Source organism: Chitinophaga sancti (assembly GCF_034424315.1).
Lineage (GTDB): Bacteria > Bacteroidota > Bacteroidia > Chitinophagales > Chitinophagaceae > Chitinophaga > Chitinophaga sancti.
In genome coordinates, this window is the sequence record NZ_CP139972.1 from 2,206,339 (window position 1) to 2,228,930 (window position 22,592).

The 22,592-nt window shown below is 38.2% G+C and carries 21 protein-coding genes and 1 tRNA gene; 14 read left to right on the plus strand and 8 right to left on the minus strand.

All coding sequences use genetic code 11. The features are described 5' to 3' along the window. The first annotated feature begins 37 nt into the window (after positions 1 to 37). From U0033_RS08425 to U0033_RS08435, 3 genes are all read left to right on the plus strand, one after another. On the plus strand, positions 38 to 1,069 hold the full coding sequence (locus U0033_RS08425) for a hypothetical protein (RefSeq protein WP_072365274.1): 1,032 nt from the start codon (positions 38 to 40) through the stop codon (positions 1,067 to 1,069). 42 nt (positions 1,070 to 1,111) lie between these two features. Continuing rightward, entirely contained in the window at positions 1,112 to 1,237 is a 126-nt protein-coding gene (locus tag U0033_RS08430; protein ID WP_262487784.1) for a hypothetical protein, read from the plus strand. A 124-nt stretch (positions 1,238 to 1,361) separates the two neighbouring features. Beyond that, on the plus strand, positions 1,362 to 1,967 hold the full coding sequence (locus U0033_RS08435; protein ID WP_072365276.1) for a hypothetical protein: 606 nt from the start codon (positions 1,362 to 1,364) through the stop codon (positions 1,965 to 1,967). Positions 1,968 to 2,195: 228 nt separating this feature from the next. On the opposite strand, the gene U0033_RS08440 is transcribed toward U0033_RS08435, so the two are convergent. Continuing rightward, the gene (locus U0033_RS08440) at positions 2,196 to 3,608 is read right to left on the minus strand and encodes a S41 family peptidase (RefSeq protein ID WP_083571860.1); all 1,413 of its coding nucleotides are present in this window, start codon (positions 3,606 to 3,608) and stop codon (positions 2,196 to 2,198) included. A gap of 464 nt (positions 3,609 to 4,072) precedes the next feature. On the opposite strand from U0033_RS08440, the gene U0033_RS08445 reads away from it, so the two are divergent. The 10 genes from U0033_RS08445 to U0033_RS08490 all read left to right on the plus strand — a co-directional run bounded on the left by U0033_RS08445 (position 4,073) and on the right by U0033_RS08490 (position 16,196). After that, complete coding sequence (locus U0033_RS08445) at positions 4,073 to 4,660, plus strand: class I SAM-dependent methyltransferase (RefSeq protein ID WP_143150935.1); 588 nt, start codon at positions 4,073 to 4,075, stop codon at positions 4,658 to 4,660. A 26-nt stretch (positions 4,661 to 4,686) separates the two neighbouring features. Continuing rightward, complete coding sequence (locus U0033_RS08450) at positions 4,687 to 7,107, plus strand: outer membrane beta-barrel protein (protein WP_083571863.1); 2,421 nt, start codon at positions 4,687 to 4,689, stop codon at positions 7,105 to 7,107. 156 nt (positions 7,108 to 7,263) lie between these two features. Further along, positions 7,264 to 7,437: a hypothetical protein gene (locus U0033_RS08455; protein ID WP_177318726.1), complete on the plus strand. Its 174-nt coding sequence runs from the start codon at positions 7,264 to 7,266 to the stop codon at positions 7,435 to 7,437. Positions 7,438 to 7,498: 61 nt separating this feature from the next. Continuing rightward, positions 7,499 to 8,854: a radical SAM/SPASM domain-containing protein gene (locus U0033_RS08460; protein WP_072365284.1), complete on the plus strand. Its 1,356-nt coding sequence runs from the start codon at positions 7,499 to 7,501 to the stop codon at positions 8,852 to 8,854. 13 nt (positions 8,855 to 8,867) lie between these two features. After that, positions 8,868 to 11,099, plus strand: a complete 2,232-nt coding sequence (locus tag U0033_RS08465; protein ID WP_218164111.1) for a peptidase domain-containing ABC transporter — start codon at positions 8,868 to 8,870, stop codon at positions 11,097 to 11,099. Beyond that, positions 11,099 to 11,578 (plus strand): hypothetical protein, encoded by a 480-nt coding sequence (locus U0033_RS08470; protein WP_072365288.1) that lies wholly within the window; start codon positions 11,099 to 11,101, stop codon positions 11,576 to 11,578. The genes U0033_RS08465 and U0033_RS08470 overlap by 1 nt, the downstream gene beginning before the upstream one ends. 44 nt (positions 11,579 to 11,622) lie before the next feature. Further along, on the plus strand, positions 11,623 to 13,290 hold the full coding sequence (locus U0033_RS08475) for a galactosyltransferase-related protein (RefSeq protein WP_177318727.1): 1,668 nt from the start codon (positions 11,623 to 11,625) through the stop codon (positions 13,288 to 13,290). Next, positions 13,281 to 14,411: a glycoside hydrolase family protein gene (locus tag U0033_RS08480; protein WP_143150936.1), complete on the plus strand. Its 1,131-nt coding sequence runs from the start codon at positions 13,281 to 13,283 to the stop codon at positions 14,409 to 14,411. The genes U0033_RS08475 and U0033_RS08480 overlap by 10 nt, the downstream gene beginning before the upstream one ends. A gap of 52 nt (positions 14,412 to 14,463) precedes the next feature. Next, positions 14,464 to 15,258 carry a hypothetical protein gene (locus U0033_RS08485; protein WP_143150937.1) on the plus strand — a complete coding sequence of 265 codons (795 nt, stop codon included), beginning with the start codon at positions 14,464 to 14,466 and terminating at the stop codon, positions 15,256 to 15,258. 44 nt (positions 15,259 to 15,302) lie between these two features. Further along, positions 15,303 to 16,196, plus strand: a complete 894-nt coding sequence (locus tag U0033_RS08490; protein WP_072365296.1) for a beta-1,6-N-acetylglucosaminyltransferase — start codon at positions 15,303 to 15,305, stop codon at positions 16,194 to 16,196. A 465-nt stretch (positions 16,197 to 16,661) separates the two neighbouring features. Here U0033_RS08490 and U0033_RS08495 read toward each other — a convergent pair. The 5 genes from U0033_RS08495 to U0033_RS08515 all read right to left on the minus strand — a co-directional run bounded on the left by U0033_RS08495 (position 16,662) and on the right by U0033_RS08515 (position 20,861). Then, positions 16,662 to 16,734 (minus strand) — tRNA-Lys (locus tag U0033_RS08495). Between the two features lie 173 nt (positions 16,735 to 16,907). Further along, positions 16,908 to 18,074, minus strand: coding sequence for a M20 metallopeptidase family protein (locus U0033_RS08500; RefSeq protein WP_072365298.1), 1,167 nt, complete (start codon positions 18,072 to 18,074; stop codon positions 16,908 to 16,910). A 70-nt stretch (positions 18,075 to 18,144) separates the two neighbouring features. Further along, positions 18,145 to 18,441 (minus strand): MDR/zinc-dependent alcohol dehydrogenase-like family protein, encoded by a 297-nt coding sequence (locus U0033_RS08505; protein ID WP_072365300.1) that lies wholly within the window; start codon positions 18,439 to 18,441, stop codon positions 18,145 to 18,147. A gap of 139 nt (positions 18,442 to 18,580) precedes the next feature. Next, complete coding sequence (locus U0033_RS08510; RefSeq protein WP_322518427.1) at positions 18,581 to 20,128, minus strand: IS5 family transposase; 1,548 nt, start codon at positions 20,126 to 20,128, stop codon at positions 18,581 to 18,583. 97 nt (positions 20,129 to 20,225) lie between these two features. Then, the gene (locus tag U0033_RS08515; protein WP_083571816.1) at positions 20,226 to 20,861 is read right to left on the minus strand and encodes an alcohol dehydrogenase catalytic domain-containing protein; all 636 of its coding nucleotides are present in this window, start codon (positions 20,859 to 20,861) and stop codon (positions 20,226 to 20,228) included. A 116-nt stretch (positions 20,862 to 20,977) separates the two neighbouring features. Here U0033_RS08515 and U0033_RS08520 point away from each other — a divergent pair, with 116 nt between their 5' ends. Further along, complete coding sequence (locus U0033_RS08520) at positions 20,978 to 21,304, plus strand: winged helix-turn-helix transcriptional regulator (RefSeq protein WP_072364626.1); 327 nt, start codon at positions 20,978 to 20,980, stop codon at positions 21,302 to 21,304. Between the two features lie 34 nt (positions 21,305 to 21,338). Here the strand turns inward: U0033_RS08520 and U0033_RS08525 are convergent, their stop codons facing one another. Both U0033_RS08525 and U0033_RS08530 read right to left on the minus strand, forming a co-directional pair. After that, positions 21,339 to 22,034, minus strand: a complete 696-nt coding sequence (locus tag U0033_RS08525) for a hypothetical protein (RefSeq protein WP_072364628.1) — start codon at positions 22,032 to 22,034, stop codon at positions 21,339 to 21,341. After that, positions 22,024 to 22,566 (minus strand): hypothetical protein, encoded by a 543-nt coding sequence (locus tag U0033_RS08530; protein WP_072364630.1) that lies wholly within the window; start codon positions 22,564 to 22,566, stop codon positions 22,024 to 22,026. The genes U0033_RS08525 and U0033_RS08530 overlap by 11 nt, the downstream gene beginning before the upstream one ends. Positions 22,567 to 22,592 lie beyond the last annotated feature (26 nt).

Genomic DNA, 22,592 nt, shown 5'->3' on the forward strand with positions numbered 1-22,592 from the left:
CGCTCAACCTGCGTCTGATTATTTTAAACATATACTCATGAGAAAAACCTTGCTTATTCTTGCGCTGCTTTATTGCAGCCATTCGCTTGTTGCCCAGCAGTTTACAGCCATTTACAATGCCGACTCCACTTTAACCGGTTTTGATAACTCCAGCACCCAAACAAGGATAGCCCCACAACTTGTAACAGTAGGCGGCAGCAAATTTCAGGATGTCGTTGCCGTTATGAAAGAAGATAAGCAGGGAAAATGGTATGGTTATTACCTTTTCAGTTCAATGAAAACTGCGGGAACGGATAGTTTGTACATGTTTGACAATGCATTTGATTGTGAAAATGAAGGTTTCATCCGGTTTACAGATCACAAAACGGAGCAGACAGGGATCTTTAACCGTAATGGAAAGATCGTGGTTCCGGCGGCATATAATTACGTTTCCATGGTGACGAACGGGATGGTGATTGCATTGCAGGGTGCTAAAAAAGTGCAGGATGGAGAACATTTTTACTACAGTGGGGGAAAGACTTTACTGATAGATACCACTAATAAGGTATTGGTGAGCGATTTCGGCAAGGCAGAGGATCTGAATATGTATTCTGTAAAGATAGCAGATACACCCAGTGCAGATACAACGAGAATGAGTTTTGCGGGCGTAAACGGGAAATACTATACTTTCCAGGTGTATGGTAAGGAGTTTAGTCAGTGGCTGCATCAGGAGCTGTTGCCTGGCCTGACAAAAGAAAAACTGGCAGCGAATACATTTGCAGAGGTTACGTATTGGGATGAAGAGAATTGGATCCATGAGGATAAAAAAAAGTTTATTGACAAGCATTGGGATTTCCTGCTGGCAAAGTTCCGGGATGGAGCTGCATTCAATTTAGTCAGTGGTAATTTCAATCCGTTTATTATGGAAGGGCCACTATATGATAAGTATATGAATAATTGTTTTCAGTCCAAAGACTGGCAATATCCATCCTGGAGCATTTTCTTTGGGGGCAGTAATGAGAAAGGGCAACTTGATTTTTTAAGAACAGAAGAGGGGTATAAATTGATTGGGGTAGGATTTGCGAAATAACAATTTTAGGTATATTAGCATGATTAACCCACATTAGAGATTATGAAACACCTATTATTGGTGCTAACTGTATTGTTAACCAGTTCAACCCAGGCTCAGACTTTATTTGATGGAGATTTTGAAAAAGGTACCAGCGGATGGGTATTAGGTAATTCATTGATGGCTTAGTGGCAGGCATGAGAATCGTCGAACTGTAAATTAAACTAAATACCCGGATTAGATCTTTTAGCGTAATTTTGCCAATTGCTTGTAGTGTGGAGTAGATTCACTCCATTCAATTTATCAAAGAAAAATGAAAACAGAATTTTCGGGAGTATTGCAGGAAAACCTGCTATTCTGGAATATGTGGAATATAGCTTACGCATATGATCTGCTGGAGAAAGACCATGAGGGATATGAGGCGCATTTTGAACTACTGCGTGAAATGTGGGAGTACTGCTGGAGGGCAGTGGCAGCTAAACGTATAGATAAGGATGAGTTTAATGAAGTATTTGGAAAGACTTACCCGGCAGAGTTTAATGATGAAGGAGAGTTTATAAATCCCAGGAATATATTGCATGAAACGTATGATGACATGCGGGAAGATGTATTGAGCGAGTTTTGCATTACCCTGCTGGTCGAGGCATTTAGCAATATCTATGATGGGGTGACATCAGGCAGGAGATATGGGGTGCGTGCGGGGGAGTTACCAATAGAGGTGATTCATGGAATTGTGGCTTCTAACGGAGCGGCCTATGAGTTCGTATCCTTGCCGATCGTGCAAAATGAGCTGGCGGCGCAGACCAGGTTGCTGCAGGATTTAAGTCAGCCGAACCAGTATACGATGCAGGACAGGAATATTTTTAGAGATATTGCGGCCATGCAATCTATGCGGTTTATTGATACAGTGAGAAAATAAAGGGGCAGGTTCAAGTTTTCAACCTGATCCTTTACTATAACAAAGTCAGTATTTCCTATAAAAGGAAAAGAGATAAGACTTATCCCTTTTTGTGCCCCCGGTTGGACAATTCTCGAACCAGCTTTATGAACTTTTTAAATTAAAAGCGTTGATAATTAAATAGATATAATGCACCTCCGTAAGGTATGCAACTATATTTTAGTAAGAGTGCTGTTCTGTCAGGTGACCTCAGTGGTTTGGGATAAAGTGAATCAGTTTTAAGGCGTAATCCATCGCCTTATCAGCAGGTATTTTTAGATCCGGATTAACACCATTCCAGTCATTTTTATCTGCTCCGATATTGTAGTAAAGCTTACTTGAAATAGTAAATACCAGTTGCGTATGTGGCAAATGACTGGTAACAATATCACCATAGCTGACAATTAAGCCCCCAGTCTCCTCTCCTATTATTTTTCCCAGTTTATAATGTTTAATGCATTGGGCAAAATCGGCAGCTGATGAAAATGTATAGGAACTGGTAAGTACATATACATTACCGTCAAAACGAAAGGGTGTATTTTTAAGCGGAATATCTTCGTAAACTTCTGTATCCAATAGCCCCTCTGATTTGTTCAGGAAAATGCTGTCTTCTTTGGTCAATATTTTGCCAATCCTGTGATCGAGTAATCTTTTTTTTAATAACCTGCTATGTTTTTCGATTACCTTGTCATATTGCCTGAAGGGTGTTTTTGCAAGATATTGTATAAACTCATCTCCGATATCGGAATCCCCGCCGCTGTTTTTCCTTATATCAATAATTATGTTCTTTATTTCATTCTTTTTAATGACAGCAAAAGCGGAATCAATAAATACATTAAATCTGTCAAGGTCCTCGAAACTGCGAAAGTCGAAGAGAGCGGTTTTTATTTCAGGTAATAGTTTTAAGCTATAATAAACATTTTCAGGCGATGGGGTGTTGGATGCGGAATCATTATAATGTTTCAGGAGTTTTGAAAATTCCTGTTGCGGTATCCCTTTTATTATAACATCTTTCTTTCTGTTATTATGCAAATAAGAGATCCTGTATGTGCCGTTTGTCTTATAAAGGGATTGTAAATAGAAGTCAAAATAGTTGGCACCAAAGTCTGCTCTGAATGCGCGGGTTTCTCCTGTATTCAGATTAATGATATCATTTACGATTTTCCTGGCGGGTACATTGTTGATACTAATAATTTCAGCACCGTCGGGAAGCTGTTTTGATAAAGGAAGAGAATATTGGCTTGAAATGATGTATGGTTTCGATGGAGATAATTTGATTATATATGGAAGAACGGCGGGATTGCTTTGATTATATAAATGTATAGGTGGTTTGATGTCTGTATGACCATCTTCAAGTTTAGCTATTAAAGGTTGTATCAACAGATAAAAATCTACGGTATTCAGTGGATACTTTAATTGTTTTTTCAATACACGCACATCGCTGTAAAAATCTGTTTTGGAATATTTGTAATAGGGATTAATATGAGTGTCTTCAATGGACTTGACCAGTGTATCTATATCATCCCTCATCTCTGACAGATTAAAAGTGTTCAGGGATTGACTTATAATAAAATTGTTTATGGAGAAGAACAGGAATAGAGTAATCGAGATTGTCTTATTCATTTGTGATTTCTTTTAAAATGCAGCTGTTTGCTTCCTGGCACATAAGCCGGCATATTTTTGATCAGCCATTACCAGGAAGCAGGCAATATAAAGGTGCAAAAAAAATAAAAAAAATCACTTTCATATTGTTTATTTCAATTTTCTTCTTTATTTTCATCATCCGAACAGATTAGTTAATTATTTTAATAGACCCAAACGAATAATTCATTAAGCCCAACATTGAAAATGTTTGTTGAAGTTGTTATCCAAATTAGTACGGGCACTCGTTCTTGACCTGTATGTTTTAATAAGTGACCCATTTCTGTACTACTCAGTTATTCAAATAAAAAAGTAATCAATATAACCATAGTAATTTTTTCGTTCCATTAGCGATTACATTACTCTCGTTAATATTCCAGGTACCCGGAACAATAATAGAATTGTCCATTCCGCAAGCAAACTTGCAGGGAGAAAATCTTCTTATTATGGAATTTAAGATCGATGAAAGAGGTTCATGGATAAGCGACTCACTCGAAGGGCATTGTTTTGATCCTTCATTATGCCGGGCTATCGGTTCTGTTCTGAAGCATGAAGGAGCAAAAACGATTGTGGATCTTGGCTGTGGGCCCGGATGGTATGTAAGAGGGCTCTCTGATCTGGGATTTGATGCCTGTGGATATGATGGTAATCCCTATACAGCGTCCATTTCTGCTGATATAGTGGAAAACGGAAGATGTAAGACACTTGAATTAACAGTTCCGTTTGATCTTCAGGTTAAATATGATTATGTTTTAAGTTTAGAGGTAGGCGAGCATATACCAATTCAGTTCGAAGATCTGTTTATCGGGAACTTACTTCGTCATTGCAAAAAAGGACTGATTATCAGTTGGGGTATAGTGGGTCAAAACGGTACCGGACATGTTAATTGCAGAGATAATGATTATATCATTGATAAGATGACATCTAACGGTGCTGTATTGAACTATACTGCCAGTAATTACCTCAGGGACAAGGCATCTTTATCGTGGTTTTTTAACTCAATAATGGTTTTTAACCTTTCTCCGAAAGATTGAAAGTTCTTTCATCTCATAAAAGAAAAATGAAAAATCCATTAAGTGTTCTCCTGTTCTGTTTTGGAAAATTCCTATTTCTCTCTTCATTGCAAAGTTTGGGGCAGGATAGAATTTCCGGACAGGTTATCAATAAAAGCAATAAAAGTATACAGGATGTGTCGGTCATTTTATTCAGCAAAACAGACGGACATGTGCTAAAAACTTCGATAACGAATGCTGATGGTTATTTTGAAATCAGCTCAGATCATTTACTGAATAACGATTTAAAATTTACTCATTTAAATTATGATGAACGTATCATTCATCTTGATACCGAAGCCCTGAAAAATGGTATAATCACTGTATTATTGGATGAGGCTTCACGCCGCAACCTAAAGGAAGTTCAGGTTACAACGAGAAAACAGCTGATTGAGCGGAAAATTGACCGCACTATTTTTAACGTGGAGAATAGTATAGCTGTTATAGGAGGAGACGCGATGGATGCCTTGAGTAAAGCTCCAGGCGTAAGGGTAGGAAGCAATAATTCAATCAGTATAATCGGTAAAAACACGATAAAAGTACTAATAAATGACAAGTTGATACGATTATCTGGTGATGATCTGGTCAATTATCTGAAATCAATTCCGGCGGCAGACCTCAGCAGAATAGAAGTCATTACAAATCCACCTTCGAAATATGACGCTGAGGGAAATTCCGGCCTAATCAACATAGTTACCAGAAAGGTAAAGCGTGAGGGGTTTTATGGAAATGTGAGAATGAATTTCATTAAGACGGTATATCAATCTGAAAACGGGGGAGTGTCATTTTCATATGTCAAGGATAGAATGACGTTAACCGGAGGCATAAATGGTAATCATAACAGGACGTATTCCACCAATACAAAACGGACTTTTTACCCGGAACAATTATGGGATGAGTCGGCAAACAAAATAAGAAAGAACAGGAGTATTTCAGGATCGATAGGTCTTGATTATAAAATCAATAGCAAACAGCTGATCGGGTTTCAATATAATGCTTCATTCCCAGGAAATGATGATAAAGCATCCTCTCTGACAACTGTTGGGTCGCATGAAAAACTAAAACCCGATTCTTTAATTACAACTAATTCTTTGACGTCATCAAGAATACAAAACCATAGTTTTAATATTCATCACGAAATCGAAATCGATACTGCAGGAAAAGGTGTTTTTACTGATGCTGACTACTTTTATTATACGAAAGGATCCAATGGGATATATAGTAGTTATACACAGAATGATGCAATGTCTGATCCGGCTCATATGTCAGGAGCATTGAATCAAACGCCACAGAAAATAAAATTAATGTCGGCACAGACCGAATTCAGATACCCTGTCAGAAATTATAAACTTTCGTGGGGAGCTAAGATTTCTATGATCAGGAATAACAGCAATTCGAATTTCTACATTGAAAATGCAGACACATTGTTGCTGGACACTTCAAGGACATTTAAATTCCGCTATAAGGAGAATACAGAGGCACTTTTTTTCAGCGGGAACAGAAGTTTCGGAAAGTTAGAAGTACAATTAGGTTTAAGGGCAGAGTATACACAGATCAATGGAGTGTCTGAAACTTACAATCAGGAAAACGAAGCGTTCTATCTGAAGATCTTCCCAACTGCGTATTTCCTATATAGGTTTGATGATGAACAATCATTATCTCTCACCTATGGAAGGCGGATAAGCAGGCCCGAATATTCAAGGTTAAATCCTTTCAGATATTATTCAAGTCCTTACTCTTATTCGGAGGGTAATCCATACTTACTTCCCTCTTACAGCAATAACTTTGAAATCTCACATAATTATAAAGACTTAGTAACGTCGCAGGGGTTTGTAAGCATACTTTACAATGGTTTTGATCAGATCGGAATTCCGGATAAGAATACTAACATCATAGGAATTGTGCAACGTAATTTTCTTAAAGTTACCAGTTGCGGTATTAATGAAACAATAAATACTACCTATTCCAGCTGGTTGGAGAGTTACCATGAAATATCGGTATATTATAACAGTGCGGTTTCGTCCAATATCAATACCCCTAAAAAAGTTGATGGCTGGGGGGCGTATTTATCTACGAGTAACACAATAACATTCAATAAAAAGAAAACCATTTTGGGAAGTGCCGATTTCTGGTTCCAATTTCCGGAGATAAGTGGGGTAGATAAAGTAGAAAGCTATTATAGTTTGGATTTGGGACTAAAACTATTACTTCTTCACAAGAAATTGACTGTAATTATTAATGGAACTGATTTGCTTAAGACAAACAAAGTATATTTTGGTAGCATTACAAATTCCATTGTACAAAATTATGGAGGCTATTCCGGCGCCAGGTCTGTTAGACTATCTTTTTCTTATAAGTTTGGTGCCGCTATAAAATCACAGCGGAAGAAAAATTCTGTTAGTAACGATAGTGAAAAGAAACGGATATAATCATACTATAAGAAATTGTAGTAACGTATTGCGATTGGCCATAAGCATTCGTTTATTACACTATGCGACTATATCGCATTAAAAAAAATAGCGTTGAAATGACTTAACAACGAGATCAAGTAAGTCGAATTGTTTCCAATCCAATTTCTTTGTAACATGAAAAACAAAAATTTGCAGGATCTGCTTGATAAGGTAATCCAGGAAGAAAAGAATGAAATTAACTCTTTAGACGATTATTCGTCCCACCTTATTAAAGGCGGATATGATGAACTATCCTTAGATGACGATGGATGTTCAAAGCTGAAAGGATGTTCAAAAATTAAGAATTAATCCAATTGATCAGGTAGCGTCATGCTGCCTGATCTTACGACTAATCTTCATATTTTTTTATATGGTTACTGATTATAAAAAATCATTTTACCTGGTGTCTTCTAATTCTCTGAAATTTGATAATGATTACTCCGAAAGGCTGATCTTCTCGACCAGGACAAGTTCGCTTTTGTTGATACGTGAAGATCATTATCAGGAATTCAATGAGGAAAGGTTTGGAGAAATTCCTGAACAGGTTTTAGATGAGTTGATTAAGATCCAGGCCGTTGTGCCAAAGGAACAGGATGAATTGGATTATGTAATATCGGCGAATAATGCTGCTATTGAAGGAAATGAAACGCTGGATATTGTAATTCAGCCAGGAGCTTCCTGTCAGCTCGGTTGTCATTATTGCGGACAGCAGCATACCAGTAAGTATATGGATAAAAATCTGCAGGAGAAGGTAGTTAACAGAATACGGTTAAAGATTGAAGCATCCGGATGTAAACAGTTAAATGTAACATGGTATGGGGCCGAACCTCTAATGGCAGTCAATCATGTTTATGAAATGAGTGAAGCGCTGTTACTTGTCTGCAAAGAATATAATATCAGTTATACAGCAAGCATGGTGACAAACGGATTGAGTTTAAAACACAACATTTTCTTAAATCTTATTCAGAAATACCAGATTAAAACCTTTCAGATAACGTTGGACGGGATTGCAGCTTATCATGATTTGAACAGGTATACGAAGAAGGAAAAAGGACCAACATTTTCTATCATCTTCAATAATATTCTTGCTATTGTGAATGCACCCGGATTTAAGGAGCTGGATGCAAATATTGTGATAAGATGCAATGTGGATACAAATAACGTTGATGGACTTAATGAATTTATTGATCTGCTGGCAGAGCATAAATTGCAAAAGAAAATTAGTTTTTACCTTGTTCCTATTCATAACTGGGGTGATAATGGTATTGAAAATAGCAAGGGTGTGGTAAAAGACAATTTTTCAGTTGCAGAGATTGACTGGATGATGAAACTTCTACAACTTGGGTTTGACGTAGAAATATTGCCGGAAAGGACAAAGATTGTTTGTAGTGCGGTGAAGAAACATTCTGAGGTATATGATGCGTATGGAACTGTTTCTACATGCTGGGAGGTACCCTATACCCCATTGTATAACCAGACGAAGTTTGAAATTGGACATCTGAATGTACCGTTTGAAGAAGATGTAAGTAAGACCCCAATGAGGAACTGGAATAATGATGTAAAGAACAGCGATGATTCTACCTGTATGAAATGCAATTTATTACCAGTGTGTGGGGGTAGCTGCCCTATACATTGGTTAAGCGGAACACCAGCTTGTCCTTCCTTTAAGTTTAATATGCAGGATCGCCTCGTATTACAATATCTCAGGAGTAAAAAAGTAATCTAATAAATTTTCCCCTTTGTTTATAAGCAAAAAAAGAACGGCTTTTTATCGGCAGTATGACGCAATGGATTGTGGTTCTACTTGTTTGAAAATGATAGCCAGCCATTATGGTAAAGAATATCCGCTGGATTTCTTAAGGGAAATTTCGTTTATAGGCAGAGAAGGTGTCAGTTTATTAAACTTAAGTTATGCTGCAGAAAAAATCGGCTTTAAATCGCTCAGAGCAAAGCTGACCATTAATGCCTTAATAAAAGACTGTCCCCTACCCTGTATATTACATTGGAATCAGAACCATTTTGTTGTTCTTTATTCTGTAAGAAAGTCACTCAATGGGAAGGTCAAATCTTTCAAAATAGGCGATCCAGCACATGGAATGTTGACGGTTGACAAAGAAGAGTTTTGTCGCCGGTGGCTGACTACAGCTCATAATGAAGGAGTGGCTTTATTGTTGGATACTACTCCCGAGTTTTATAAAAGGAACGATGAGAATAAAAGCCGGAAGAGTGCATCCGATTACATTTACAGATATTTAAAACCTCATTACAGGTATATATTTCAGTTCCTGGTTGGCATGCTTGCATCCAGTGGTATTTCATTAATGTTCCCTTTTTTGACACAAGCGCTTATTGATCATGGGGTGGGTGATAAGAATATCAAATATGTATATTTAATACTTTTCTCGCAACTTTTTCTTTTTTTTGGCATGTTTGCCATCCAGATGGTACAAAGCTGGTTAATGCTTCATATTAATATCCGGATCAGTCTTAATATTATTTCTGATTTTTTGATTAAGTTATTAAACCTGCCGATAAAATATTTTGATACAAAAACGGTCGGAGATATTTCCCAAAGACTTAACGACCATCACAGGATCGAGGATTTTTTAACAGGGGTAACCCTTAACACCGTCCTGTCAATAATAAATATTGTTGTCTATTCTGTTGTGCTAATGTTTTATAGCACTTCCATAATAATTATTTTCTGGGGCTTTACACTACTTGCACTGGGTTGGATCTTTATTTTTCAGAAGAAACGTAAGAATATAGATTATAAGCGTTTCCGACTGAACAAAGATAACCAGGATAAGCTTACGGAGTTAATATACGGAATGCAGGAAATTAAGTTATATGGTGCAGAAAGATCTAAAAGATGGGAATGGGAGCATCTTCAGATAAAGTCTTTCAAACTGAATATGAAAAGTCTGACTATTGAACAATATCAGAAATTCGGATATGTATTCCTCACGCAGATAAAAAATATCATTATCACATTTATTGCTGCAGGAGCAGTTATACAGGGAGAATTATCACTTGGTATGTTGTTGAGCATCTCATATATAATTGGCCAGACTAACGGTCCGATTGAGCAGCTTGTTGCCTTTATAAAGTCTGCGCAGGATGCCTCTTTAAGTATTAATCGTATGAATGAGATCCACGCGCAAAAAAATGAAGTTGCAGAAAATATTGATAATGGTGGAGAGAATAGCGCCAGGGAAACTGATTATTCACAGCAGGATATTGAAGTAGCGAATGTTTCCTTTCAGTATGAAGGCCCCAAATCGCCTATGATATTGAAAAACATTAACCTGATAATCCGTCAGGGCAGTATTACCGCAATAGTGGGCGCCAGTGGCAGTGGAAAGACCACACTTATGAAATTATTATTGGGATACTACACACCCTCGAATGGAAAAATTTATGTGGGCAATGTGGAGTTAAAAAACATTGAACCAGCTGAATGGAGAAACCGGTGTGGTACTATCATGCAAGAAGGATATATATTTTCGGACACGATTGCCAGGAATATTGCATTGGGAAGAGATGATATCGATCATGAAAGAATGAGGATGGCTGTACACACCGCTAATATAGAGGAGTTTATTAAAGGAAAACCTTTGGGTTATACTACAAAAATAGGAAATAATGGTGTAGGGGTCAGTGGAGGGCAAAAGCAAAGGATCTTTATAGCCAGGGCTGTTTATAAAAACCCTGCATATATTTTTCTCGACGAAGCCACTAGTAGTCTGGATGCAAATAATGAAAAGGAAATTATGGAGAAACTCGATGTGTTCTTTGAAGATAAAACGGTAGTAATTATCGCACATAGGCTTAGTACTGTAAAGAATGCAGATCAGATCATTGTCTTGGACAATGGAGAAATAGTGGAAAGGGGAAATCACAGGGAGTTGATTCGAATGAAAGGAGTTTATTTCAAACTAATAAGAAATCAACTTGAATTAGGAGAATAATGCCAGTAAAGGATATATACGAGCAACGCAGTATGGAAGTGCAGTCGGTCCTTAATCGTCCGCCAGGGAAAATCATTGTCTGGGGAAATCTTGTTTTGGTGACTGTCATCGGGCTCTTTCTTTATTTATCAGATTTGATTAAAATCCAGAAACGTTATTCAGGTACTTATAGTGTGGAAAATCAACGTGTAAACCCTGATTCTATAATTATGTTATCAACGGATTTGCCCCATGATATATTTTTAAAAGAGAAACTTCCTCTGAAGGCCAGACTATCTGTCATAGGGGCCCCGGATGACACTGTTACATGCAATATTGTTTCGTTCAAAACAGTAAAAGGCAAGGTATACCTATATGTACGCTTTTTTAATATTGGGGAAGAAAATGCAGGGCAAATAGTCGTCGAGGCAGACAGTGAAACTTTGCTTACAAATATATATAATGGAATAGTTAAAAACAGCATAAAAAGACCACTATGATATTTATGTGTGCTCAGCCGGATTCGGTATATCTGAGGTGGCAATTGGAGATCTTACTTTTTAATTTAAAAAGACTTTCAGTTGCCAGAGAAGATATCCATATACTAATTGGATATGATCCATCCAGAGGGCCAAATCCCTTATATACCAGGCCATCTCCCCCCCTGTCTGATTCCGCCTGCTTCTATTTTTATGAGGATACCCGGATTAATAAGACTTATGAACCAACTATCAGGCCGCATATAATTAAGAAGCATTTTCTTCAACACCCGGATCTCAATAACCAGTGTATATTTTATCACGATGCGGATATTATATTCAGAGAGATGCCGGATTTTTCTGCCATGACAAATGATGACTATTGGTATGTTTCTGATACGCTTACCTATACCAGTGCCGATGCTATAAAAAAGGCCGGTAAGATTGTACTGGAAGAAATGTGTTTTGTTTTAAAAATCCCTGTTCATTTGGTTGAACAAAATTCCATTCATTCAGGGGGAGCACAATATTTAATGAAGGGGCTTACATATGAATATTGGGATAAAATAGAGTATGATAGCCTCAAACTTTACCTGCATCTGAAAAAGAATAAAGACAGGTATGTGCAGCTTTTTGCTGAGCAAACGCTTAAAAGTAAAGATGATTATGATAGCGTAATAGAATGGTGTTCAGATATGTGGGCCGTTCTCTGGAATGCATTTGATGCAGGATTTAAAGTGAAGGTTTCAAAAGAGCTGGATTTCTGCTGGCCGAAAGATGAGCTTAAAAAGTGGCATGAGGTGAAGATCTTTCATAATGCAGGTTTAGATAAGCACGAGGCATGGGAGTATTTTTTTAAAGGTGATTATATAAGTACGTTTCCTTTTAATGTTTCCCTGGATTATGTAAGAAAGGATAAGTGTACATATATGTATGTAAAGGAAATAGAGAATTATAAAGAATCAAAAAAGATCGATTTATGTGATGTCACATTTCTGATTCCTGTGAGAATAGATTCGGGAGACAGGTTATTAAATGTAATCACTACCACCAGTTATTTATTCAAACACTTTAAAACTAATATAATACTTACTGAAGCCGATAAAGAACAAAGAATTGATTCAAAAAAGCTACCTCCAAATGTGGAATATTCATTTATATATGATACAAATAGGTGGTTTCATAGGACAAGGTACAATAACTATATGGTTGAAAAAGTTAAAACACCAATTATAGTATTGCATGATGTAGATGTTATTATTAATCCGGATCAACTATTGCAGGCTGCGAATGCCATCAGAAATGGCGAAGCAAAAATTTCGCTGCCGTTTGATGGTTGTTTCAAAATGTGTCGTTCTAAAACTCAGGTAAACCTGTTCAGAAAACAATTAGATGTTAAAATACTGGAAACCGAAGAATCTTTTATTGCCAGGGAAAAGGCCTGCGGGGGATGCGTGATGATAGATAAAGCTACTTTTATTGAATGTGGAAAGGAGAATGAATCATTTTATAAATGGGGGCCGGAAGACATTGAAAGAGTAAGGCGTTTGGAAATTATGGGATACAAAGCAAAGTGGATAGATGCTGGTCATCTTTACCATTTGCAGCACGAAGTTTTTGAAAATTCTGAATATACTTCAGATGAGGAATATGCCGAACTTATGAAAATTCAGCTAAGTATAATAGGAATGACCAAACAGGAACTTAAAGAACATATCTTATTATGGAAATGATAATTTCATCTATCAATGAAAATCTGGGAACTAATAGTGTGAGATGTGAAATGTCACAGTATATAGCCGATAGATTCGCCAGTCAGAAGTATCGCTTCAATAGTGACTTCGTACGTACGCCCAGTGCTGCGATTTTATTCTTTTACTATCTTTCTGATGTATTAGCTACTGACAAGTATGAACAATACACCCGTGAACTACTTGTAGATACATTCCGGATTCTGCTAAAGACAAAGAAGGGTGTTAATGAAAGTATTGTTTCGGGTAACGCCTGGATTTTCTCGCATCTGGTTGATAAAGATATGATCAATATTAACCTTGATAATAACCTTGCGGATATTGATTTATTGATATGCAATGATGTTCAGACAAAATTCAGTAACAACCTTGTTCATGGCGGTTTGCTAAGTAAGGCCAGTTACCTCACAGACCGGTTGAGAAATACAGCATGTAATATAAACAAGCACAAAATTGCTGAGAGTCTTGCATATGTGGTTGAAGAAATTGATTACCGTTTGACACTGAAAGACAAGCACAATATTACAGTGGCGCATCTCGAAGAGTTACAAAGGATTTTCTTCTATATGAATAAGCTGTATCCTGAAAAAATTTATCGGGTCAAACAGGAAAGTATTTTTTCAAGTGTTGTTCCAAAAGTATTGACGTCCTTCAATTCTCTTATCAGGGGAGATATCAGCTATTTTAATCTTTTGGAAGATATGGCATTGACATTAGGTATATATAACTCTCTTCTGAGATTCGCCGGTAATAAGATGCTATCTGAAGATGTTCCCGATTTATCAGGTTATATTAAGAATATTAATCTGGATATTATTAAATCGGAAACAATTAAGAAGCCATACGCAGCCATTAAGTGCATGAAGCTTCTGTTAAACATAAGGCCTTTGTATAAGGAATTGTATGAGTATAATACCTTACTGCATCGTTTGTATGATGCGCTGTCTTTATTTTCACTTAGCAGGCAACCAGGGCATTTTTCCAGCAATATAGGGTTCCCGAATATTGGGTTTTCCGGAGCCATAGGGATCGGGCTTGCATTACTTGAATTTGAGTCTAATAAAAAGATAGATTGGGAAGATGTGTTTATGCTTTATTCATAAGACTAAATAGAAGAACAGGAACGTACTTGAGTGCTGTTAAAATCCGTAAAAAATGAGTATAAGGCAAGTGGTTTTATTGCTTACTAATAATTTATGTTTATCAACGCAATCTCTTTTCAAAGAAATTGCTGATGGCGTTGATATTTCAGACGATGCGTTTATGTTATATCATCATCAACCGGGCAATGAAATACCGGGGTTTCTCTCGGAAGTGAATAGCCACATTTTCACCGATGATATTCTATATAACCTCGGGTATGTTCCTTTGTTCAACAAGCTTTTACCTGGAAGTAATCACTTCCCTTTACTGGATTTTTATAAAAAGTATTCTTCCTATGACTATTACTGGATTATTGAAGATGATGTTCGCTTTACAGGAGACTGGTTATTCTTTTTCCAGTATTTTTCTAAATTAGAAGAATACGACTTAGTTACTTCACATGTCAGGTTTTTTGAGGAAGAACCCTATTGGTATTGGTGGGATACATTGAAACATTCGAGATATTTTATACCATTTGAAAGCAGGATCAGATCGTTTAATCCTATTTACCGTGTATCAAGAAAGGCGCTGGAACTCCTGAGTGATGTACTTGATATGAAATGGATAGGGCATCACGAAGTACTTCTGCCCACTATAATTTCCCTTGGTAACTTGAAGCTGCTGGATTTTGGAGGAAATGGCCGATTTGTATTGCCTGGTTCTGAGAATAAGTTTTATACAAGTGAGAACGAAATAGGTGCGTTAAAAAAGGGTACAATGAGATTTCGACCTGTAAGGAGGAACGCAGGTCCGCTGAAAAATAAACTATATCATCCTGTTAAAGCAAAACATTCTTCTCTGTTATAAGTGGTTTTATAATTTCCTTAGGATTTGCCAACAAAAAAGAAAAAATGAGAATTGCATATCTGATCTTAGCCCATAGGAATATTTCACAGTTATCAACTTTAATAGACCTGCTGACAACTGATACTGATAACTTTTGCTTTATTCATCTCGACGCCAAAATAGCGAACAACAGGGTTAAAGACCTGGTAGCCAATAAGGTTACTTCGGGGAAATATAAGATAATTAAGAACGCAATAGATGTTAAATGGGGAGGATTCTCTATGATAGAAGCATCCTTACATTTAATTAAAGGGGCCTTAAAACATAAAAAAATAGATTTTGATTATTTCGCTTTATTGAGTGGAATGGACTTGCCTATAAAAGATAATAACTATATCGATAAATATCTAATTAGCAATTCAGGAGAATATTATTTGGAGAATTTCAAAATTCCTAACTACGACCAATGGAGTGGAGATGGCGGAAAGAATAGACTTGAACATTATTGGTTTGTGGATGAATTAGGTATAAAAGAATCTACAAGACTAGTTAAATGTCAGAAGGATATGGGGCTAAAAAGAGAGATGCCGCGGTATGTCCGGCAGTTTTACGGAGGATCTCAATGGTGGACAATTTCAAGAAGATGTGCGGAGTTTGTCATGGATTTTGTAAATAATAACGCGGAAGTATATGAATTTTTCAAACGATGCCTTATTCCTGACGAACTCTTCTTTCATACAATTATAATGAATTCAAGATTTGCATCACGTGGATATAATAATAACCTTCGTTGTATAGATTGGGCATCCGGACCGGAATTCCCTAAAGTTTTTGATATCAGCGATTTTGATTTCCTTATTACTCATGCTGCATTATACGCACGCAAGTTTGACATTCTCCATGATGCTGATATCATGGCTAAAATAATAAACCATATAAAAAATAGGCCGCGTGAATAAAACGGAGCATGTTATTTATAATTACCCTCTTTTGTGATCCCATTTGCACAATTCACGAACTTATTTTATTAGATGCTTAAATCTGAATTAAAATCTTTCGAGATCAAGCAAGCGTAAATGAGCTATATTGTTTAAATGATTGAAGCAGGGAATCCATTTTTTAATATACAAAATAAGCGGGTCACTGAGTGTAACAAGAACAACTGAAATGCTTACAGAATTGATTGTTGATTTTTTGAAACGCTTATAACAGACGACATTTGAACAATAATAATGCAAATAGGTGAAGCTTACCCCAACACCTTCACCTTATTCAAAAATAGCTACTTAATCAATAAATAGGATGTTTGCAGGTGATTCACTTAAAAACCCGGTGAAACTCAAACCTCGCTAATGGTTGACAGTGACTAAAGCTACTAAAAGAGAAAGCTTCAAGTCTTTGAACTTGAAGCTTTCTCTTTTATGTGATCCCGTTGGGACTCGAACCCAAGACCCATACATTAAAAGTGTATTGCTCTACCAACTGAGCTACGGAATCGGACCACGTTTTCTGTCAAACGGAGCGCGAAGATAGGAAAATATTTATTCCCACCAAATAAGTTTTACTATTTTTAATAAATGAGCGCTCGTTCCCATCAATTGAAGTTCCCTGTCTGCGGCGCAAATAATATCTCTAATTTCCCATACAAAATGAACCTGCTTAACACAGGTTCATTTTAATCGCTGCATGATTAAAGAAGAAAAACTATCCACCCCAATACGCATACATTTCTCGTCCACCTTAAAGCCTGGCGCGTGATTCAATGCCGCAGTAGAACCACCTAAGAGAAAATAAACGCCTGGTACCTTTTGCTGGAAATAAGCAAAATCATCATTAAAATAAGGCACCTGCCCATAGTCAATATGGATATTTTTTAAAGTACGGAGCGCATTATCCGTCAGCCTGACATCATTTACAACCGTCGGGTTTTCCTGTATAAAAGACACTGAAAGCAGCTGATCTCCCACGATACTTTTTATGCGGGGAATGATCTTTTGAAGATTCGATTTATTCGTTTCGTATAAATATGCTTCTAAAAATAAGGTGTCTTTGATGGCATAGGTATTAAAGTTCCTGTCCATTACCAGGTAGTCCTTAAAAATAGTATTAGGTGTCATCAGGCCAACAACAGGGTCATTCACCAGCTGTATATCCCAGGGCCGGCTATTAGGTTGTGCACGGGATAATGATGTATAAATTTTCGAACTTACTTCCGGGGAAAGCGCTCCTTTCACTTTAATCCTTAACCTCTTCTGATAGGCAAACATCTCATTGGGCTTTACGAGGATTTCCCCAACTGGTAATGCTGTCACGTGCAATGCATAGATTTCATCAGGTTTGATATTGTTAAATAATCCCTGGTCGATCATCCCTTTTGCGCCCCTAAAGGTTTCCTCTTCCGGCTGAAAAATGAAATAGACCGTACCAGCCAGGGAAGCTTTATTTTTAGCAAGCACTTCTGCTATCCCCAGTGCAATAGCCATATGCACATCGTGTCCGCAGCCATGCTGCACGCCTTTAACCAGTGAAGGTAATTCATCAGGAAAATCATTCGGCAGGGCATCCATTTCTGCTCTCCAGGCAATCTTCCGGCCAGGCTTAGCTCCTCGTATTATACCAATTACACCATGCCCATAAATGTCTGTTTTCACTTCAAGCCCAAGATCCTGTAAGTGTTGTACGAGGTAGGCCTGGGTATGTATTTCATTTCCTGCCAGTTCTGGGTTTGCATGCAATTCTCTTCTGATGCGAAGCAGTTTATCGTACAGGCTGTCGGTCTGCAAAGTGGCTGTGGGGGGCCAGCTAACCAGGGTTAATAGTAACAGGAGTAATTTCATAATTCAAATGTAGAAGATAAAATCTCCGTGTAACTACAAATGTGATGAAACCTGGTTGGCTGGTGATAAATCATGCATGCTTTACTACAAACCGCCCTTTTGCCCTCCCTGCCTGGATTGTTTGCAATGCCTGCGGTAATTCATCTAACCCGATAATCTTCACCATTTCCTTCAGATGCAGGGGTTTCCAATCTCCCGCCAACAATTTCCAGATTCCTTCTTTCACCCCGGTGGCAGGAAGGACGGAGTCAATACCTGCCAGTTTCACGCCCCTCAAAATAAAAGGGAATATGCTGGTATTTAACTCTACCGCAGCCACATTTCCACAACAGGTCACAACTCCATTGTAAGCCGTTGATTTGATCATGCCTGAAAGAATATCCCCTCCAACCGTATCTACCCCTGCGGCAAATACAGCAGGTGCCAGGGCTTTGCTATTATAGGGTCTGCTGAATAAGTTCCCGATCTGTTATTTTTCATTTTTACACCGAATCGATTTACCCTTCTTAATGTCTCAGATACCGGGATATAAATTGTGTATCGGATCTATTCCCCATTGTGGTCAAATAGCCCTCCTTTACCAGCCAGTAATAGATCTGCAGTACTGACAACAAAGAACCTGCTGCCAGTTTAAGCAGATTCATAACAAAGTATATAGACATCACCCAACTCTCAGCTGTATCCTTGAGGCGGGCCTTGATTTTGCCCAGTCCATATGCATTTTTCCCCTGTCCAAACTTCCCTTCGATCGCATTTCGTTCCGGCATCTCCTTTTGCAATAATCGCTTTTGCTCCTTACTATTTGATGAGGGCCGACCCAATGGCTTGCCCACATAACGGATCCCTTTTCCACTCATGAATCGTCTGTTTTCACGTGTGCCGAACAACTGATCTCCCAATACACGCTCTGGATAGCACCCAAACAAGCGTTTATATGTTTCAAGGCTTTCGGTCAACAATGAACCTTCATTGTAATTATCCCAGCTCAGTTTTTCTATATGGGTGTAGCCATCTTTCAACATCACCAGTTGTTTGCTGCCAAACTCAGTTGATACACGGTCTTTACCTCTCGGTATTGGACGTACATGCGGTTGATAGATACTTACAATCCGATCCGATATTTTATGCTCTCTATTCTTATACATCTCTGCCTGCTGACGATACATTTCCTGGATCACCCGTATTAACCTCCAGTCTTTCATTTTCAGCACCCCCTTGAAATTAGCTTCTGATTCTATCAGCCAGTTGATGTACTTTAAATCTCGTTTAACATATTGTAATTGCTGTCGGATACCTCTGCGTATATCTCGTTTGCTTTTGTTCTTTTTTTTGGCAATGTTCAAATATTGCTTCCTCGCTATTCTCCGATACATGCGCGGCATCACCAGTTCTGCTACCTGACATCCCCGCTCTATCATCCTTTCCAATTGACGGCGACCCTCATTTAATAATTTGATATCTGTTGGATATTCGATCTGTTGCTCTGACACTGTCGCATCTAACATGACTGTTCCTGATAGCCCATCAGATGACTTTCCTTTTACGCTCTCTGTATGCTCATTCAAGACATTGTTATTACTCTTTCCACCATTCCCATCCTGATCATCCTCACTGCGGGTATCCGCTGTTTTCTCTTCATTCGCTTTGATTAGTCCGGCTTCCTGCAAAATAATCTCATTCAATCTGGACATCACATCTATGCCTAATCTTTTTCTAATACTGACCATCAATGATGCATCAAAGGGAGCCTCCTGTTGAAAACTGCTTAAGCCTACAAAATATTGCAGATATATATTTTCCGTGATCTGCTCTACTACCTCCCGATCATCTATGTTAAGTATATGTTTGATGATCACTGCACCTATTACCATCCGGGCACTCAATGTTGGAGCACCGAAATCTGCCCGCATTTTTTTATAATACACGTCCGCCAGTTTGTCCCACGGAATCTTTGCAGCTAGTATAACCCATCGGTTTGTAGTGGATAATTGCTGCGAAAAAGGAGTTGAAAATCCTTCTAAGGTTAACTGTTTTGCAGGAGTGTAACGTATCATTGCTGCATGATTTTGAAGATGAATCTTTCAATATACAAACACTTCTACAGCAAAAAACAAGCCACATCATATTGATTAACAATGTTTTATTACTATATCAGCAGACCCTATTATAAGCAGCCAGGAAATCTTCCCTTGACATGATACTACCTGCGCCGATTATATTATAGAAGAAGGTATCGTCCTGTTTGCCTGAAATAGCCAGCACATCATAACCCTGTCTTGAAAGGATTGCCACTGCTATACTTCCTACTCCCCCGCTGGCACCACTAACCGCGACCTTACCACTTTTTATACCGGCAGCCACAATTTGCTGTACTGAGAGGCCAGCTGTAAGACCAGCCGTACCCAGGCACATGGCCTCAAATAAACTCAGGCCATCAGGCAGGGCTACAACCCAGGCCGCCGGTACACGAATGTATTCACCAAACCCACCCCATGTATTCATGCCCAGATCATTGCCGGTTACAATCACCTGGTCGCCGGGTTTAAAAGCTTCAACACCGGATGACACTACCGTACCCGCAGCATCAATGCCTGGTACATGCGGGAACTTTTTAGTTACACCCTTATTCCCCGAAGCTGATAAGGCATCTTTATAATTAACTGAAGAATAAGCCACCTTGATCGTTATTTCTCCCGCAGGTAAATCTGCAATAGCGACATCGGTTACTGTTGCTGTATAAGCGCCCGCTGATTCCTGTACCAACAAAGCTTTAAATCTATCTTCCATACTTGTATTTTTTGTAAATTTGACGAACATTCATTTGTAAAACAATAAGTTACAATCCATTCAGTTACTGAAATAAAGTACAGTTATATTGATTATGAACGACATAAATTTTGAAAATGCAGGAAATTGAATTTGTATGTCCTTCTGATGTTTTTCTGAAGGTGATAAAAGGGAAATGTAAAACCACCTTAATTGTACTGATCAAAAAACAATGTAACCGATTCAGTGAGATGAAACGGACCTTGCCAACCATCAGTGAAAGGATGATCGCCAAACAATTGGACGAACTGGAAGCAGATGGGATCATTGAAAGAAAGGTATTTGCAGAGGTGCCACCGCGGGTAGAGTATTACCTGACTGAATATGGTGAGAGTATATTTCTTATCGTACATGATATGAGGAAATGGGGGTATCAGCACCTTGAAAGGACGAAGCAGGTTTAGAAAGAACAATAATCAGCCTTTCGCTTTAACAACATTACTTCCACCACTGGGTTTCCTTAAACTCACCGGCTATATTCATAAATTCTTCCCAACCATTCTTTTTATACTTATCATTGATATATACTTCTCCTGCCCCGATATCCAGGTCTCCGCTATCCGGCATTCTATAATCCCCCCAGTTACATTTTTTGCTTTTGCCGGTTTTATAACTTGTCCAGGTAGCTTTACACTGGTTATTTTCAAAGCCATCGGCTATCAGCATCAAGGCATCATACTGGAGCTTCCCTTTCTTATCCACCGTAAAACCGCTTAAGAGCTGACCTTTAATTACACCGCTACCGGCATGTGTACTGTCTTCGTGGAACAATACATCGCAGGTGACAATGCCTACCTTATATGCTGGAATTTCCCGCGACCTTTCAATCGTTGCTTTCCTGACAGTAATCGTTCCTGTAAAGCTGCAGATATTTTCTTTTACTTTCGTTTTGCCGCAGACGATATATTGATACGGGTTTTCTTTGCTTTTTGTTACGCTGGTATAATGAATGCAAAAGCGCTGGTAATTATCCCCTATATAGCCCAGTGGTTCAGGAAAGGGAATGATATCGCCGTCTCCTTCTGCCTGAATAGTATCTGCCCGCCATAATTTCGTTAAATCATAGTCTTTGATAGTGGCAGTAAAATCTGTCAATAACAAAGTGCAGGCAAGTATGAGTTTATCAATCATCATATGCTGAAGATATTGTATCAATTACATCCTGAATCATTTCATCAGATTCAGCCAATACCATTTTATCAATCTGAGTAGTATCAGTTGTATGTTTCAATTCGGCGTGTCCTGCTTTGATATCCAGGTGTGCCAACACATCCCCGTCTCCCCAGAAATAATCGTAAATAATGGCGATACCTTCTTCTCCTGGTTCCATATATAATGCGGCACTTTTCAGGACAGCCAGCATAGGGAGAATCTCATGAAAGTTCTCGCTAAAAAAGCCGCTGATAAAATAAAATACGCCATTTTCCAGTTTCGCCTGACTGAATGAATCTTTGAAGTTGACGCAGGATTCAAATACAGCGCCATTGGTTTGTTGCAATGCGGTGGGTATTTCCTCTAAGGAAGATTTGGAATACATCTTCCGGCTATCCCACCATGCAGTCCAGTCTTCATCTACCACGGGGGCAGTTAGTGCTGCGGCTAAAAAACGATCGAGGTTTTCCTTTTTAATGTTGAGTTTAACGAATAAGGATCTGAGTTCTGACATAAATGTTTATTTGAATGACCAGGGTT